This window comes from Microvirga sp. HBU67558 (assembly GCF_018069605.1).
GTDB classification, from domain to species: Bacteria; Pseudomonadota; Alphaproteobacteria; order Rhizobiales; family Beijerinckiaceae; genus Microvirga; species Microvirga terrae.
This window is the reverse complement of record NZ_JAGPUP010000563.1, coordinates 150,253-166,699: the sequence shown is the minus strand read 5'-3', so window position 1 is coordinate 166,699 and position 16,447 is coordinate 150,253. Positions and strand designations below refer to the sequence as shown.

Below are 16,447 nucleotides of genomic sequence, written 5' to 3'. Positions count from 1 at the left end.
GCAACCTTCGCACAAGGTTAACGAAGCACAAGTGATCTCGACACCTCTTATCAGTACCGAGATCCTCTATGCCTGGTCGTCAACACGCCGAAAGATTATGGAGTAGTTTAATGCTGCTGGGCGCGCGTCGCCTGGCTGCCTTAGCCGCAATCGGTCTTGCGGTTTTCCTGTCCGTGGGTATCGGCACCTATTACCTCAGCCGGCCTGCCCAAGAGACGCTCTACACGGGCCTTGACCGTGAGGATGTAGGACGCATGGGAGCTGTCCTGAAGGATGCCGGTATACCCTTCGACGTGAGCGCCGATGGAACGGCTCTCCTCGTCAGCTACGGCAATACAGCGCAGGCTCGGATGCTGCTGGCCGAGAAAGGGCTGCCGCACAGTACCAAGTCCGGTTACGAGCTCTTCAACGACCTCGGCTCGCTCGGGCTGACCTCCTTCATGCAGGAGGTCACCAAAGTGCGAGCCCTTGAAGGAGAGCTTGCCCGCACGATCCAGGGCATGAAGGGTATCAAGGCCGCGCGAGTTCATATTGTTCTGCCAGATCGTGGCTCGTTCCGCCGCGAGCAGCAGCCGCCATCCGCCTCCGTGGTCATCCGGACCGTACCGGCGGACGACGCATCGTCGGCTCAGGCGATCAGGCATCTCGTCGCCGCCGCCATTCCAGGCATGGCTGTCGACAAGGTCACCGTCATGAACACGGAGGGGACTCTCCTGATGTCCGGAGACGATGCGGCCAATGCATCGACCGGCAAAATGGCTCGCCTCGAGAAGAGCGTTGGTCTGGAAATCCAGGACAATGTGCGTCGCACCCTGGCTCCCTACCTCGGGACCGGCAACTTCGAAGTCAGCGTGGCTGCGCGCCTGAGCACGGACAAGATCAGCACGAATGAAACGATCTTCAATCCGGAGTCGAAAGTCGAGCGCTCCACCCGCACCATCAAGGAGACGGAAGTTTCGCAGAACAAGAGCGGCCAGAAGCCGACCACTGTTCAGCAGAATCTTCCCGAAGAGAATGTTCGGAGCGAGTCGGGCGACAGCTCGAGCGAAGACAACCAGCGCCGCGAAGAGCTGACGAACTACGAGATCTCCTCGAAGACAATCCAGACGATCAGCGACGGATATCAGATCAAGAACCTGTCCGTGGCCGTCCTGGTCAACAAATCCCGGATCGCATCGCTGCTGGGCGAGAATGCGACCCCGGCCGAAATGGATGCCAAGGTTGCGGAAATCGAGCAGCTCGTGTCCTCTGCTGCAGGATTCAGCAAACCTCGCGGCGATCAGATCAAGGTTGCTGCCGTCAGCTTCGTCGACGACAGCGGAATGCTTCAGCCCGTCCCTGGCCCGTCGCTTGCAGAGATCCTGATGCGTCAGTTCGGGACGGTCGTCAACGCACTGACCATCCTGGCCTTGTGCGCGATGATGATCTGGTTCGGACTGCGCCCGGCCGTTCGCATGCTCATGGCCCGTCACCAAGCCGAACTCGAGCTCCAGCGTGAGCAGGCGGCGGCACTGGCCGCGGCAGAGGCGGAGGAGGCTCTCGAGGCGAGCAAGGAGACTGCTCTGCAAATTGCATCCGATCTCGATGAACAGAATCTCATCGAGATGCCGAGGACTCCGCAGCGCAAGCTCGAGCAGATCATCGAACTGAGTGAGGAACAGGCTGCAGCCGTTCTCAAACAATGGCTCGGGCGGGAGGCTGCGTAATGGCCGGAACGCTAGCCAGCCTCTTGGCGGATTTCTCAAGTCCGGCCGCCGGCGACGTCTCGGGCATCAGCCTCTTGCGGACCGCGAAAGTAGCGCCCGAACCGGCTCTCGAACCGCAGCAGCCCGCTGTGGATCGACAGGCGGAGCTCGTGAGATCGGTAGAGGCAAGGATCAGAGCCGAGGAGAAAGAGACGGCCCGCAGGATGCTCGAGGATGCCATCGCGGCCGAGCGGGCCCGCCATGCAGAGCATATGGACGCTCAGCGAGCCCTCTGGACGGAGCAGCAGGCTCAGCAGCTGTCAGCTCGGATCTCAGAGGCGATCGACCACATCGATCTGAGCGTCTCGGAGCGGGTTGCAAATGTCCTCAGGCCCTTCGTATCGGAGGCCTATCGCCAGCAGACTCTCGCCGAGTTCAAGGATGTGCTCGCAGCCTTGCTCGCCGGGCGAGGTGAGAGGCTTTTGACGATCTCGGGACCGGACGATCTCCTTTCCGCCATGAAGCCCCATCTCGAAAGCTATGGAAGCTCGATCGAATTTGTTCCGAGCGACCAAATCGAGGTCAGCGCGACCGCGCAAGACACATTCGTTCAAACGCAGTTGAGTTCCTGGGCCTCGCGGCTGGCCCAGACGTTAGAGAGCTGATGACCGATGGCGAGTTCAGATAAGCAGGAGATCGTCATCGTTCGTCGGAACGATGACAGCGAGGATGTCGTCAAGGGAGGCGCCTGGAAGATCGCTCATGCGGACTTCATGACGGCCATGATGGCGTTCTTCCTCGTGATGTGGCTTATCAGCCTGACCGACGAGGAGACGCGAAGCGGTGTCGCCAACTACTTCAATCCCGTTCAACTGGCCCAGTCGACTCCAAACAAGAAAGGGCTCGACGATCCGCAGACTGTGCCGCCCGACAACGAAACGGACAATACGAAGGACGGCAAGGAGAGGGGAAGCGGCGAGGGAACGGGAGGAAAGTCGCACCAGCTGCGAAAGCCCCGCTTCAAAGAGGGCGCGCTCTTCCAGGATCCCTATGCCGTTCTTGCCAAGATCGCCGACGAGGTCGAAGTGAACCCCCATGACACACTGGGTGCGGACGTCACCCCGGGCGAGAGCGATGTGCCGGGCCTCAAGGCGGGCGAGGCTTTTAGGGATCCCTTCGACCCGCTCTACTGGCAAGTGGCTCCGGTTGACGAGCTGAAGACTGACACGCCTTCAAAGCCGGGCACCGCAGCTCCGGCTCCTTCGAAGGCCGTCATGGATGCGGTTGCGGCTTTGAGCCAGAAGCCCGCCACGGGCGGCCGCCCTGATTCCAAGACTACCGCCAAGCCATCGGCGTCAAACGAGGGAAGCGATATGCAGGCGAACGGGACCGCTTCCGACCCGGGAGCTCAGGCCTCCGATAGCGATGCCAGCGCAGCAACGGCCGCGGACATGAAGGCTGCTGAACTGAAACGAGAGATCCTCAAGGCCGTACAACCATCGAAGGATGCGACACCGCAGCCGCATATCGAGGTTCGCCGGACCGGCGCGGGAACTCTGATCAGCCTGACCGATGACTTCGACTTCACGATGTTTGCCGTCGGCTCGGCCGAACCGCATGCAAAGGTCGTGCGGGCCATGGCCGAGATTGCGAGGATCCTGCAGTCCCGTCCGGGCAAAATCGTGATTCGCGGTCATACGGATGCTCGTCCGTTCAAGTCTGCCACCTACGACAACTGGCGGCTGTCCCAGGCGCGAGCTCAGATGGCGCTGTACATGCTTGTTCGAGGTGGGCTGAGCGAGCGCAGGATCGTGCGGGTCGAGGGGCATGCGGATCGGGATCCCAAAGTTCCGAATAATCCGAATGCCGATCAGAATCGCCGCGTCGAGATCCTTCTGCAGGAGTGATCCCGTTGAAACGTCTTTCACTGCCCCTCATTGCGATCTCCTGGCTCTTCGCAGCCGATGCGGCAATGGGTGAGAACGTGGCCCTATCCGAGGCGACAGTCGAACAGAGTGCACCGTCCTCGACGGTTCCCAGTCCGGTGCAGCTCGTGCGAACGCTGCATCTGATGCAGGATCAGATTGCGATAGGCTCCACGGAGGCCCATCTCGGGCAACGCGGTCTGCTGGAAATTCTGGACACCAGATTCATGAATCTGGAACCCGAAACCTGGCAGTCGGGCAAGAATGTCCGAGCGGCAGTGTCTTTCGTCCTGAGTGGCGGAAATCCCGGCATCCTGAGAAAGCTCCTGGATCTGGGCTCCGCAGCGATCACAGAGAACGACAGGCCCTTGATCGAGGGCGCGCTCGCCTATGTCGAGGGCAGGGAGGAGGCCGCGCAGAACTCACTCGTGTCCCTGGATCCTCATTCCCTTCCGCCCACCCTCGGGGCGCAGCTGGCACTCGTGCAGGCAGCGCTCATGGTCCGGAAGAACGTTGCGAAATCGGACGAGCTACTGGATTTTGTCCGGCTCCAGGCACCCGGCACGCTCCTTGAGGAGGCGGCCCTGCGCAGGCAAGTCTTTGTGGCAAGTCAGACGAACAACATGGCGAAGTTCCAGTCGCTCGCGACTGACTATCTGCGGCGCTACCGGCATTCGATCTATGCCGGCAACTTCCGACAGCGATTGGCTTCAGCGCTCACGCGGGTCGATTTCGGAAAGGAAGCCTCCCGGTTTGACGGCGCGGTTGCGATGATGTCGGAACTCGAGCCAGACGCACGGCGCGACCTCTATCTCTTGGCAGCGCGATCGTCCATCGAACAGGGATTCACGACCTCGGCCCGGATGATGGCGGATAAGGCACAGGAACTGGTAGGATCGGACAAGGTCAGTGCTGCAAGAGCAAATCTCTACCGGGCAGCATCGTTGATCACGTCACCTCAAGCTATCGATGGTGCCGTCAATGATCTTCATGGCATTGATCAGTCCCTTCTTGCGGAGAGCGACGTCGACCTGCTGAAATCCGCCCTCGCGATGGCTGCCGAGATACGCAAAGTACCCGAAGTTCGATCCGCGCAGGGAGGAGCAACGAAGCCGATACAGGCCACGCTCACTGTCGAAGGATCGCAGGCCAGTCCTGATTCCGCGCAAGGGCTGGAAAAGCTTCAGGCGCTATCTAAGGCACGTGACGCCTTAAGTCGCGTCGATAGACTGATCAAGAATTAAGCGTGTAAGAGCCCATGAGCCGATTAGATCTATTATCGCAGGCAACACCTAGGCTTGTGGACGCCCAGTCGCGCAATCCAGCCACCGTCATGGATGCACAGGACGGTGCTGGAACCGCTCAGTCATCCGACTTCGCCTCACTGCTGGACGGGTTCTCTGGTCGTCCGCAGCGAGAGGGACTGGTGATCTCCGAAGAGACTGGGCTCTCAAACAGCGAGCCGGACAAGGCTGATTCCGAAGTGAATGCGGGAACCGACCCGCTACAGGCGCTCCTTCCTGAGGTAACGACCAGCGGTAACTCTACGGGCAGTCCGGTTCTTCCGTCTGGAATTCCCGCGATGTCGCTTCTCGAGAGCATCCTTCCCCGGATACTGGCGAGAACAGCCGCGGAAGGACATCCCGACGCGGGGCAGCCAGGTGCATCGTCTGCATCCCCCTATCTTGCAATGTCGCCACAAGAGACGGACGAGCTGAGCTCGACGACAACGGGATCCGCGCCAAAGCTCTCGATCTCCGTTCAGAACCAGGAAACACATTTCAGACCTATCGTTGAAGGACTGAACGATGCTTCGCTCGAGGCAGAAGCCGCAGCGCCTCGCGAAGAGCTCGATCTCACCACGGGCGCTCCGCTGATCGGGAAGTCCAAGGGGTCAGCTGTGAAGAGCCCGCACCCGGACGCCACTGCAGGAGCCGCCCAAGGTTCGAGCGGTCTGACCGGCGCAGTGAATGCCGCCAAAGGGCAAGAGGACGACGTCGTCAGACGCGTATCCTTCGATCGTGCTCCCGATCATGCCGAGCTGCAGAAGCAGTCGTCCATCGGAGCGGCGAAAGCCGAGGCTCCGTCTCTCCCGCCCTCGACGCTTCAGCATCTCGCCAAGTCCATCGTCGATGACGCCAAGAGCGTGTCGGAACCCCAAGCACCAACTTTCCAACAGAACGGATTGAACCGGGTCGCCACCGCGAGAGCGTCTGCTGGCGTCCTGCGGGTCCTGGATCTTCAGCTGAAGCCGGCGGAGCTCGGCCTGGTGACGATCAGGATGCGGCTTGCCGGCGACAGCATCGAGATGGAAATCCAGGCCCAGAACGACGAAACCGTAGACCTTCTGCGCCATGACGCGGAGAAGCTGTCGAACCTCCTGAGAGCGTCCGGCTACCGTCCCGACGTGATCACCATTCAATCCACCGAAGCTTCCTCCCATGACCGCGCCTCGTTCCAACGTCCTCCTCAAGGCAATCAGACACAAGGACAGTCTTTTGACCAAGGTGCGGGAGCAGGGCAGGGCAATTCACCCCGTCACCAGGATAACCGCCATGCCGGTGGCAGGCTGGACCTCCCTAAGGACGGGAAAGATGCGTCGAGCCCTGGCAGCAGCCGTACTGGCGGGATCTACCTTTAGTCCGGGTGCTGTGCTGCCCGCCCTCGCGCAGTCACCGTCCGGCCTGTGTGAGCGGGAGATGATGCGAGCCGCGTCCAAGTACGGGGTCCCGTTGGGCATGCTCTACTCCGTCGGCCTCACCGAAACGGGGCGGCGCGGCAGCCTGCAGCCCTATGCCATGAACGTTGAAGGAAAGGCTGTCTTCTCGAACACCGCGGCCGAGGCGACGCAACGCTTCGAGGAAGCCAGCCGAGGTGGAGCGAGGCTCATCGATCTTGGCTGCATGCAGATCAACCATCTCTACCACCGCGAGAATTTCCCGTCGCTTGAGAGCATGTTGAACCCACGCACCAACGTCGAGTACGCCGCACGCTTTCTGCGCGAACTCAAGGCACGGCACGAGACATGGACGATGGCCGTCGCCCGCTATCATGCCGGGCCAAACAATGACCCGGCCCAAAAGCGCTACGTGTGCCGGGTGATCGCCAATATGGTGGCGACCGGATTCGGTCAATGGACGCCCGGAGCCCGGACCTTCTGTGCGGATGCCCCGGGCCTGAGCGCCGGACAGACCGCCTCAGACGGCTGATGCGCCGAGCCTCCCTTATCAAGGCGTCCTGTCATACAACCTCGGACACCAGACCGACAATTGTGCCGATGCGGGCCCCTGCCCTCGCACTGGCGCTAACGCGTCATGCGGATTTCGGAGCCGGTACCATTCAAGTGTCCGGCAAGTGCGGCCTCGGCTCCCGCCAACCGGGCAACCGGCTGGCCGCGTGAGAAGAGGATCACCTGGTTGTCACGGAAACTCCAGCCATTGACACTTCGCATGCCCTCGTGGGCGCATCCTTGCGTCGATGCCCTGTAAAGATCCAGGGATGGGACGCTCGACAGCTGCACCTTGCAGGTGGATGCGTCGACACTGGCCTTCCAGGCGCCCGCGTAGGAAGAGGCGCGCTGCGGAGCGGCGAAAACCCCTGGTGGACTGGACGTGGAACCGGCAGAACTTTGGCCGGTCGAGACAGGAGCGCTGCTCGATGGAGCCGGCTCCACCGGAACCGGGCTGCCGGAGGGCTCCAGGGTGCCAACGACCGGCGCCGAGGCAGGAGGGTCCATATCGATTTCGAGTTGAACGTCTTGAGACCGTGCCGGACGCACGACATCGAGCTCCGGAATCCTGGTCGCGACCGTGGCAGGCTCGGCGACCGCATAATAGGCTGGCCCGACGGCCTGTCGGCTCCAGGGCGCAGAATATTCCGGGTAGGTCGTGCGGCCGCGCGCCGTGCCCCACGGCCCGTGATCATACGACGCCCCCGTTCCGTTGCAGGCCGAGATCGTGCCTGCCACCGTCAGCAGAATTGTCGTCGTCAAGACTTTGCGCTGCATCGCACTGGGATCAGCCATGGTCAATGGCGCAACGCGCCGGCAGGGCAATAGGAGGACTTGAACCGGGCCGGCAGGGGCCTCAGGCGGGCGGACGAGAGAATCCTCTCGAAAGATGATGGGTTGAAGTCGGATTGGCAGATCGCCGTGTCCAGAAGCACTTCGCTGATTTGGACTCCGATGTCGTAGTTGCCGAAAATGATCTTGAAGAAGACGGTGACCGAGTCGTGCACGAACTCCATGTCGAGAACGACATGCCTTGCATCTTCCCGTTCGGCACTGACATGGGCGACGTAACCATATGACAGTGTCTCACCCTTGAAGTAGAGTTCCGCGGAGGATGTTACCATCTCGTCCATGTTGCCGTGCAGCTGATTGTCTGCATAAAAGCGGATGATCTCAGCGTCCGTCAGGCAGAAATCAGCGATGACGTCCTTAATATTGCACGCCAAAACCTCCTCGAAGGCTTGCATATCCCAATGCTCTCTCAGCGGAGCCGCAACTTCGACGGTGCGAAGGCTTCTCATTTAGACCTCGTGAGGATGTAGAATAGAATCTGGGCGACGGCCTTGTAGAAGTCGGGAGGAATCATTCGGTCGACTTCGACATGGTCGTACATGGACCTTGCCAGAGGCTTGTCTTCAATGACCGGGATGCCGCTATTCTCGGCAATCTCGCGGATTTTCAAGGCGATGAGATCCTTGCCCTTCGCGACGACAATCGGGGCGCTGGCTTCACTGCGTTCGTAGCGCATGGCAATCGCGAAGTGGGTCGGATTGGCGATCACGAACGTCGCCTTTGGCACCGCCGCCAGCATCCGCTTGCGGCTTCGGTCCTGCGCCAGGGAGCGCATCCGTGCCTTGACCATCGGATCGCCCTCCATCTGCTTGTACTCTTCCTTAACCTCCTGCTTGGTCATCTTCAGATCACTGTGCCACTTGAACCGAGCCCAGAGCAGGTCGGCGGCAACAAGAACGATCGTCGCGATGGCGATGGCCGAGACAAGACGCATGGCCATGGTCAACATCAGCTCCGGAAGAAGGGAGGGATCGGTGATCATGGCATTCAAAACCTTGTATTGCTCCGACTTCAGAAGCAGGAGGCTGACGAGCGTCATCGTTGCAAACTTGAACAATGACTTTGAAAATTCTACTAAACCTTGGCGTCCGAAGATCCGCTTCCAGCCGCTCACGGGCGATATTCTGTTCCATTGCGGTCTGATCCGCTCGGAGACAACGGACGGGACATTCTGCAATATCGATGCAGCGAGGCTGCAAGCGGCCAAGATGATGATTGCCGGGATCAGGAACTGACCAATCTCGAGGGCGACCGCGTGTATCAGCGCGGTCGCGTCCGAGCCCGAATCGAGACGAAAGTCCTGAGGGCGATTGACGAACAGCGAGAGCTTCTCCGTCAGGCTCCTCGTCGTGCTCCGGGTCGTGAACGCCAGAACGAGGAGGATCCCGACAAGGGAAGCGAACATGGGAGCTTCTCTCGAGAACGGGATATTCCCCTTCTCGATCGCGTCCCGAATTTTCTTATCGGAAGGCGCTTCTGTCTTGCTGTCCTTATCGTCCGTGTCAGACATGTTCCAAGGTTCGGCTGCGAGAGCATCGGACTCGAAGGGCAGGTACCGTTCCGGACCCGATGCTCAGATCTTGGGTGACGCATGGCGGAAAGTGAGGCGCCTCGCGGCGGGGAGATCCTCTCATAATCCTCGATGCTCTAGAAATAGGCCTCTTCCTCGGACTCCGAGTTGATGACGATCTCTCCTCGACCGGCCATCTCGAGAGCCATGTCCGTGATGCTGCGCCGTGCATCTGCGATATCGCGATGTGCGGACGGCTCCTTGCTGTTGAGTTCGTGCTCGATCATACGGCGAACTCGCGACGAGAGAGCCGAGAGAACCACCTTGCGGAACTCGTCGTTCGTGCCCTTGAGGGCGAGCACGACGCGATCCGGCGGGACCTGATCGAACAGGGTCGTGCGATCCTTGGGCGTCAGTTTCACGATGTCGTCGAAGGTGAAGAGCAGGCCTCTGAGGATTTCTGCCGATTTCGGGCGAACGGTCGACAGGCTTGTCAGCACATCCTCCATGTGATCCCGTTCCATCTTGTTGATGATGTCGGCGATCTTCGCGTGAGTATCCGCACCAGCATTCTTCGAGAAGTTGGCCATGAAATCCTCATGCAGCGTCTTCTCGATGTTCTTCATCGTCTCATCGACGATCGGCTTCATGCTGAGCATCCGACGCATGAGGTTGTTCCGCAGTGGCTGCGGCAGCTGCGTCATGACTTTCGCCGCGCAGGAGGGCTTCACCTTCGACAGGATCAGAGCCGCAGTCTGCGGATGCTCCTTCATCAGGTAGGATGCAATCGCACTTTCGCTGACGGTGGAGATTCGCTCCCAGATGCTTCGGTTGGCGTTTCCGACAACCTCGTTCATGATGCTGGCGATCTGCTCCGGACTCAGGATTCCCGTAAGCAGCTTCTCGATGTGTGCCGCACCGCCGACCAGGTCCGCTCCGTCAGAGAAATTCGACGCGAACTCTTCAACGAGCTGCTCGATCTGTGTCGGGGACACCGGCCCGAGCTGAGCGGCCGATTTGGTGACGAGACGAATCTCCTCTTCGTTGAAATGCTTGAGGATCCTGCTTGCTGCAGGCTTCCCCATGGCGAAGAGGAGGGTTGCGACGCGCTCGGGTCCTTTCAGAACCTTAGTGCCATTCGCCTTCATGGGAACGTGAGCGACCATGCCGTGAAGCCAACTTAGCCGTTAAGATCGTTGGTCGGAGGGCCGACGATTTCCGTCAGCGAGATGCCGAAGCGGGAGTTGTCGTCCTCGACGACAACGACTTCGCCCCGGGCGATGATGCGGCCGTTCACTACCACGTCGACCGGTTCGCCGACCCGATGGTCCAGCGGAACGATCGCACCTCGGCCGAGCTTCATCAAGTTGGCGACCGGCATCGTGGCGGAGCCGAGAACGACCTGAATGGTGACCGGAATGCGCAGGATCGAGTCGAGGTTCTTGCCGCCGCCCAGCTTTTCGTCCTGCAGAGCAGAACTTTCAAAAGCAGCGTCCTGCTGCCACACGGCTTTGTCCTGAGATTTGGGCTCGAAGGGGTTCGTCATGGGAATGGGCCTTATGGTTGCGATGCGCGGGCGAGGGATTGGGTCTGCTGGCGTGCGTCTTGCAGGAGGTGCTCGAGCTGGCTGGTGATCGCCTGGGCCTCCTCGATGCGTTTGCCGAGCAGGACGAGCGTCTCCTTGCCTTCGGTGCCGAAGGTTGCAACGGCTCCCTGAGCCGCCATCAAGGCCGCGCCGGTCTTGTCGAAGATCTGCTGATACTCGGCATGGTACCGGTCGAGCCTCTTGAGCTTGCGATACATGACGGCGACCATGACGCTGGTCGTTACGAGGGCGAGGAAGAGGACGGCGTTAGCGAGGGAGGACATCATCGAGAAACTCTTTTTCCTGGTCGATGAGCTCATCGACCTTCAGAACGTAGGATCCTTCTGACTGGCCGATATGGCACCAGAAAAGACCCTGCTGATTGCTCTCAAGTTTGACGCGGCTGCGAGGGGTCGCCTGCAGTTCAATGACGTCTCCGATCTTGAGGTCGGCAATCTCTCCGAGGGAGAGGAACCGCTCCTCGAGAACGGCCTTGAGCGTAACCTCCGTCTTCTTCACCTCCGTGGCAATCTGCTTCATCCACCGGGGGTCACGACCCGATGATTCGCCGGTCACCACATGAGAGAGGGCTTTCCGCATCGGGTTGAGGACCGACTGCGGAATGATGACGAACATCTCGCCGCCGCGATTGAGCGCCTGGAGAAGGAACTTCGCCGCCACCGCCTGATTGTTCCGTCGCCCGATGACCGCGAAATCCATACGGGTCTCGATTCGCTCGAGCTTGAACTTCGTATCGACGATCAGGGAGAACGATGCCTGAAGAGCCTTCGCGACGTGCTCGAAGAGGGTCTGAGCCATCCGGAGTTCGATGCTCGAGAAGCCGCGCGCCTCCTCGACGGGAGGTTCGGAGCCGTCGGAGCCGAAGAGAACTTCCACCATCGTATAGATGAAGTCCCGGTCGAAGCCGATCAGGATGTGGCTGTCCCATTCCGGCGCATGGAAGATGCCCGCGACTGCGTTTGCCTCGTACATCTCCAGGATTTCGGTGATGCGGCCGCTCTCAAGCCCGCTGAGCGAGTAGTACATGGGTGATGCTGCCAGGTGGCGCAGGTGCTCGGCGCAGCTGGTCGTCATGCGGTCGAAGATCACATGGAGCATCGGCAGGCGATCGAGGGAGAGGCCCGCTGCATCCAGAAGCATGTCGCGGATGTCGTTGGCGCTATGGGATCCGCTCATCATCACGCGGCCTCCTTCAGATCTTCGGAGCGGCCGCCGGTCGTCGTCGCGGTCTCAACTTCGTCGATGGTCGGCCGGTATTCCACGGAGATGCCCTTGCGGCCATGCTCCACGGCAATTTGCGGGAGAGCGCCGTTCATGTAGGCGATGAAGGCCTGCTTGACGATCACATAGACGCGGGTCTGCTTTTCCCGTGTCGCCTTCACCTTGTTCGCAAGTGGTGACAGGAAGGCATAGGAGATGAAGATGCCGCCGAATGTTCCGACAAGCGCCGAGGCAATCAGCCCACCCAGAATGGTCGGCGACTGATCGATGGCGCCGAGCGCCTTCACGATCCCGAGGACGGCTGCCACGATGCCGAGAGCGGGGAGAGCCTCCGACACGGTATTGATCGAGTAATAAGGTTTCGTGCGATCGCGCTTGAGGGTTGCAATCTCTTCTTCCATGAGAGCCTCGATCTCATGGGGACGCGCATTGCCAATGATGATCAGCCGGGCATAGTCGCAGATGAAGAGCGTGAGATCCTTATCCTTGAGGACGCCCGGAAAGGCCTTGAAGATCTCCGATTCTTCCGGCTGGTCGATATGGCCTTCCACCTCGTTCCGCGGCTTGTTCTTCAGCTCCCGCATGAGGGCATAGAGAAGGCCGAGGATTGCAAGATAGTGATCTCTCTTCGGCACGGCCCCGGAGATAGCCTCACGCGCGGCCCGACCGGTATCCTTCACCAGGGGCATGGGATTCGCGATGATGAATGTGCCGATCGCGATCCCGCAGATGATTACGTATTCCCAAGGCTGCCAAATGACGGCCAGATGACCGCCCATGGCGACATAGCCGCTCACAAGCGAGCCGATGGCGACTGCCAGTCCGATCAAAACGCCCAAAGTCGCGGTCCTTTTATGAAAGTCCAACTTGTTGAGGATGTATTAAACCCGGAGGCTTGCGCGAAGCTGGAAACCAGGGAGCAAGCCTCGTGCAAGGCTGTTCGATTACCCCTCTGGCCAAGTTCATGCGGCAAATGGAATGCCGCGCCGTCAGGGCTGGCGCTATTGGGCCGCCCTCATGAGAAAAGGCCGGAGCTCCTCCATGCAATCCTCGCTTTATGTCGCGCTGTCCGCCCAGGTGGCCATGGAAAAGCGCCTGAACACGATAGCGAACAATGTTGCGAACATGAACACGGGCGGCTTTCGTGCGGACGAGGTCAAGTTCGAGGAAATACTCTCGCTCGCAGCCAAGGAGAACGTGTCCTTCGCGTCCTCCGGGCAGAACTTCGTGTCTCGGCGAACGGGTCCCGTCGTGAAGACCGACAACCCCCTCGATGTCGCGATCCAGGGGGAGGCTTGGTTTGCCTTCAACGGGCCCAACGGGGCGGTCTATACCCGCGACGGCCGGTTCAAGATGAACGAGAATGGCGATCTTCTGACGGTTGAAGGCTATCAGGTTCTGGACGCGGGCGGCGCGCCCATCGCACTCGACCCGATGGCGGGTTCGCCGACGATCGGGCACGACGGGACGATCATGCAGGGCACCAACCAGGTTGGAGCCATCGGTCTCTTCAATTTGAGGAACGACAGCCGCCTCACCCGTTTCGGAAACTCCGGCGTCATGTCCAGCATTCCGGGAGAGGTCGTTCAGGATTTCAACTCCACCGGGGTTCAGCAGGGCTTCAGCGAGGGATCAAACGTCAACCCCGTGCTCGAAATGACGAAGATGATCGCGGTGCAAAGGAACTTCGATAGCGCGGCGACGAGCATCCAAGAAAGCGAGTCGACCTTCATGGATGCCATCCGGACCCTTGGCCCCAGTTCCTGATGGCTGCGATGAACGCTCTCCAAAGACTCGAGGAGTTCGTCCTCACCGAAGGCACCGGCAGGCGGAAGGTTCAGATCAGCGGAACCATACGCGAGGTCAATCCGAGCTATTATCGCGTTGCCGGATTGTCCCAGTTCGTGAAGCTTGGCGATCGGGTCGGTTTTGAGGCGCATGAGAAGACGCAGGCCGGAGAGGTGGTTCGAATCGACGACGGCGGGGTCACCATAAAGCCCTTCAACGGGCGCATCGAAGCCGGTATCGGAACGCCCGCCTTCATCCTGGGCGACACGGCCTTGAGCCCGGACCACAGCTGGCGCGGGCGGGTCATCAATGCTCTCGGTGATCCGCTGGACGACCTGGGGCCTCTGGTTCCCGGTCACAGGCCGGTCCGGAACGATGCCGAGCCCCCGTCCGCCATGACGAGAGCCAGGGTGACGACTCCCTTGAAGACAGGCGTCAAGGCCATCGATCTGTTCACGCCGCTCTGTCAGGGGCAACGCATCGGCATTTTCGCGGGCTCCGGCGTCGGAAAGTCCACTCTTCTGACCATGCTCGCCAAGTGTGAGGGCTTCGATACGATCGTCGTGGCGCTGGTGGGAGAACGGGGTCGCGAAGTCCGGGAATTCCTGGAAGGACCCATTCACGCGAACTTGCATAAGTCCATTATGGTGGTGTCGACCGGCGACGAGAGCCCGATGATGCGGCGACAGGCTCCCCGAACGGCGGTGGCGCTGGCCGAGTACTTCCGCGATTGCGGCGACTCGGTTCTGCTCATCGTCGATTCGGTCACGAGATATGCCCATGCCGCCCGCGACGTCGCTCTGGCCGCAGGGGAGCCCGCCGTCGCACGCGGCTATACGCCGAGCGTTTTCAGCGACCTGCCCAGGCTGCTGGAGCGGGCGGGGCCTGGACAGGAGGGACGAGGATCGATCACGGGCATCTTCTCCGTGCTCGTCGACGGCGACGATCACAACGACCCGGTCGCCGACAACATTCGCGGCACGCTCGATGGTCACATCGTTCTGGATCGCGCTATCGCTGATCAGGGACGGTACCCGGCCATCAACGTTCTGGGATCGATCTCGCGCCTGGCCGACCACGTCTGGTCTCCCGACCAGAAGGAACTGGTTCGCCGCCTCCGCGGGCTGATTGCCCGCTACGAGGACACACGGGATCTCAGGCTCATGGGCGGCTATCATCCCGGCAACGATCAGGAACTCGACCAAGCGGTCGTGCTCGTCCCGAAGATCTACGAAGCGCTCAGGCAGGATCCGTCCATGCCCGCCAGTCGAGACGCCTTCATGGACCTGGCACAGGCCCTCAAACAATAGAGTTGTTCACCTCTCACATTAGGACTGGATCGGAATACAGCCTCGCGCAAGCGTCATGGTGTTAGGTCCAGCTTGAAACCGTAGGAGCTTTAGATGAGTCTTTATGGCGTTCTTCGTAGCGGCGTTTCTGGCATGAACGCTCAGTCGAACAAGTTGGGTACCGTTGCGGAGAACATCCAGAACTCGAGCACGACCGGATACAAGCGAGCTTCGACGGAGTTCTCGTCCCTCATCCTTCCGTCGAGCGAAGGCAACTACAATTCCGGCTCCGTCACCAGCAGGGTTCGCTACACGATCGCCGACCAGGGCCCGATCGCGTACACGACCTCGGCATCCGACCTTGCCATCTCTGGCAACGGCTTCTTCGTGGTGACCGATCCGAGCGGATCTCCATACCTGACCCGCGCGGGCAATTTCGTGAAGGACGGGCGGACGGGCAATCTCGTGAACGCCTATGGCTTCACGCTCATGGGCTACAAGCTTGGGGCGGGGGCCGTCAATCCTTCCCTGAACAGCCTCGACGGCGTCGAACCGGTCAACATGTCCTCCTTCGCCATGCAGGCGAGCGGGTCGACGAAGGGGTCGTTCAAAGGCAACCTGCCTGACGGCGAGCCTGTTATTGCTCCCCCGGCCACTGTCAGCAAGCAATCGTCGCTGCAGGTCTATGACAAGGTCGGCAACCCGATCAAAATCGACATCGCATTGACGAAGACGAGTGCGACCGAGTGGACTATTGCTGTCAGCAATGGCACGAGCTCCGAACCGCTGGTTCCTGCCACACCATCGATGGTCCTGAAGTTCGATGGGGATGGTCAACTCGATGTGCCCTCTTCTGTGCTGAGTTTCACAATCCCAGGCGGCGAGACATTCGACCTCGATATGGCGGGCATGACGCAACTCGCCGGCGAATACAACGTCACCGGTGAGGCCAACGGCAATGCGCCGTCCGCCGTGAAGGACGTCGAGTTCGCTTCGGATGGCACCGTCTATGCCGTTTACGAAGACGGAACCCGAGTCGGCGCCTACCGGATTCCCCTGGCAAACGTGTCGAGCCCGGACAACCTGAGCCCGCGCGCCGGCAACGTCTACGAGACGACGGCCGCATCCGGGGGCTACCAGGTCGGCTTCCCGGAGATGTCCGGCTTCGGGTCGATCGCGTCGGGCGCCCTCGAAGGGTCGAACGTCGATATCGGCACCGAGCTGACGGCGATGATCGAGGCTCAGACCAGCTACACGGCCAATTCGAAGGTCTTCCAGACCGGATCCGAACTGCTCGACGTCCTGATGAACCTGAAGCGGTAATCGTTAGAGAGTCATTGAT

17 protein-coding genes are annotated in these 16,447 nt (G+C 60.4%); 9 read left to right on the top strand and 8 right to left on the bottom strand.

Annotated elements, in window-relative coordinates; translation table 11 throughout:
• The first annotated feature begins 68 nt into the window (after window positions 1–68).
• From fliF to KBI52_RS31750, 6 genes are all read left to right on the top strand, one after another.
• Window positions 69–1,706: a flagellar basal-body MS-ring/collar protein FliF gene (fliF, locus tag KBI52_RS31775; RefSeq protein WP_173950058.1), complete on the top strand. Its 1,638-nt coding sequence runs from the start codon at window positions 69–71 to the stop codon at window positions 1,704–1,706.
• The gene (locus KBI52_RS31770; protein ID WP_210812800.1) at window positions 1,706–2,350 is read left to right on the top strand and encodes a hypothetical protein; all 645 of its coding nucleotides are present in this window, start codon (window positions 1,706–1,708) and stop codon (window positions 2,348–2,350) included. Before fliF ends, KBI52_RS31770 begins: the two co-directional genes overlap by 1 nt.
• A gap of 6 nt (window positions 2,351–2,356) precedes the next feature.
• Entirely contained in the window at window positions 2,357–3,592 is a 1,236-nt protein-coding gene (locus KBI52_RS31765; RefSeq protein ID WP_210812799.1) for a MotB family protein, read from the top strand.
• 386 nt (window positions 3,593–3,978) lie between these two features.
• Complete coding sequence (locus KBI52_RS31760) at window positions 3,979–4,854, top strand: hypothetical protein (RefSeq protein WP_210812798.1); 876 nt, start codon at window positions 3,979–3,981, stop codon at window positions 4,852–4,854.
• 656 nt (window positions 4,855–5,510) lie between these two features.
• Window positions 5,511–6,251, top strand: coding sequence for a flagellar hook-length control protein FliK (locus KBI52_RS33545; RefSeq protein ID WP_210812797.1), 741 nt, complete (start codon window positions 5,511–5,513; stop codon window positions 6,249–6,251).
• Window positions 6,205–6,819, top strand: a complete 615-nt coding sequence (locus KBI52_RS31750; RefSeq protein ID WP_210812796.1) for a lytic transglycosylase domain-containing protein — start codon at window positions 6,205–6,207, stop codon at window positions 6,817–6,819. The genes KBI52_RS33545 and KBI52_RS31750 overlap by 47 nt, the downstream gene beginning before the upstream one ends.
• A 95-nt stretch (window positions 6,820–6,914) precedes the next feature.
• On the opposite strand, the gene KBI52_RS31745 is transcribed toward KBI52_RS31750, so the two are convergent.
• The 8 genes from KBI52_RS31745 to motA all read right to left on the bottom strand — a co-directional run bounded on the left by KBI52_RS31745 (window position 6,915) and on the right by motA (window position 12,867).
• Entirely contained in the window at window positions 6,915–7,601 is a 687-nt protein-coding gene (locus tag KBI52_RS31745) for an AprI/Inh family metalloprotease inhibitor (protein ID WP_173950064.1), read from the bottom strand.
• 35 nt (window positions 7,602–7,636) lie between these two features.
• Window positions 7,637–8,086, bottom strand: coding sequence for a hypothetical protein (locus tag KBI52_RS31740; RefSeq protein WP_210812795.1), 450 nt, complete (start codon window positions 8,084–8,086; stop codon window positions 7,637–7,639).
• 50 nt (window positions 8,087–8,136) lie between these two features.
• Window positions 8,137–9,201 (bottom strand): flagellar biosynthesis protein FlhB, encoded by a 1,065-nt coding sequence (gene flhB / locus KBI52_RS31735; RefSeq protein ID WP_210812794.1) that lies wholly within the window; start codon window positions 9,199–9,201, stop codon window positions 8,137–8,139.
• 137 nt (window positions 9,202–9,338) lie between these two features.
• Window positions 9,339–10,367, bottom strand: a complete 1,029-nt coding sequence (locus tag KBI52_RS31730) for a flagellar motor switch protein FliG (protein ID WP_247654769.1) — start codon at window positions 10,365–10,367, stop codon at window positions 9,339–9,341.
• Window positions 10,368–10,381: 14 nt separating this feature from the next.
• Window positions 10,382–10,747 (bottom strand): flagellar motor switch protein FliN, encoded by a 366-nt coding sequence (gene fliN, locus KBI52_RS31725; RefSeq protein ID WP_247654768.1) that lies wholly within the window; start codon window positions 10,745–10,747, stop codon window positions 10,382–10,384.
• Window positions 10,748–10,758: 11 nt separating this feature from the next.
• The gene (locus KBI52_RS31720) at window positions 10,759–11,070 is read right to left on the bottom strand and encodes a hypothetical protein (RefSeq protein ID WP_210812793.1); all 312 of its coding nucleotides are present in this window, start codon (window positions 11,068–11,070) and stop codon (window positions 10,759–10,761) included.
• Window positions 11,054–11,986, bottom strand: coding sequence for a flagellar motor switch protein FliM (locus KBI52_RS31715; protein ID WP_173950068.1), 933 nt, complete (start codon window positions 11,984–11,986; stop codon window positions 11,054–11,056). Before KBI52_RS31715 ends, KBI52_RS31720 begins: the two co-directional genes overlap by 17 nt.
• Window positions 11,986–12,867 carry a flagellar motor stator protein MotA gene (motA, locus tag KBI52_RS31710; RefSeq protein ID WP_173950069.1) on the bottom strand — a complete coding sequence of 294 codons (882 nt, stop codon included), beginning with the start codon at window positions 12,865–12,867 and terminating at the stop codon, window positions 11,986–11,988. The genes KBI52_RS31715 and motA overlap by 1 nt, the downstream gene beginning before the upstream one ends.
• A 202-nt stretch (window positions 12,868–13,069) precedes the next feature.
• Here motA and flgF point away from each other — a divergent pair, with 202 nt between their 5' ends.
• The 3 genes from flgF to KBI52_RS31695 all read left to right on the top strand — a co-directional run bounded on the left by flgF (window position 13,070) and on the right by KBI52_RS31695 (window position 16,428).
• Window positions 13,070–13,795, top strand: coding sequence for a flagellar basal-body rod protein FlgF (gene flgF / locus KBI52_RS31705; RefSeq protein ID WP_173950070.1), 726 nt, complete (start codon window positions 13,070–13,072; stop codon window positions 13,793–13,795).
• An 8-nt stretch (window positions 13,796–13,803) separates the two neighbouring features.
• Window positions 13,804–15,126, top strand: coding sequence for a flagellar protein export ATPase FliI (fliI, locus tag KBI52_RS31700; protein WP_173950071.1), 1,323 nt, complete (start codon window positions 13,804–13,806; stop codon window positions 15,124–15,126).
• Between the two features lie 93 nt (window positions 15,127–15,219).
• The gene (locus tag KBI52_RS31695) at window positions 15,220–16,428 is read left to right on the top strand and encodes a flagellar hook protein FlgE (protein WP_173950072.1); all 1,209 of its coding nucleotides are present in this window, start codon (window positions 15,220–15,222) and stop codon (window positions 16,426–16,428) included.
• Window positions 16,429–16,447 lie beyond the last annotated feature (19 nt).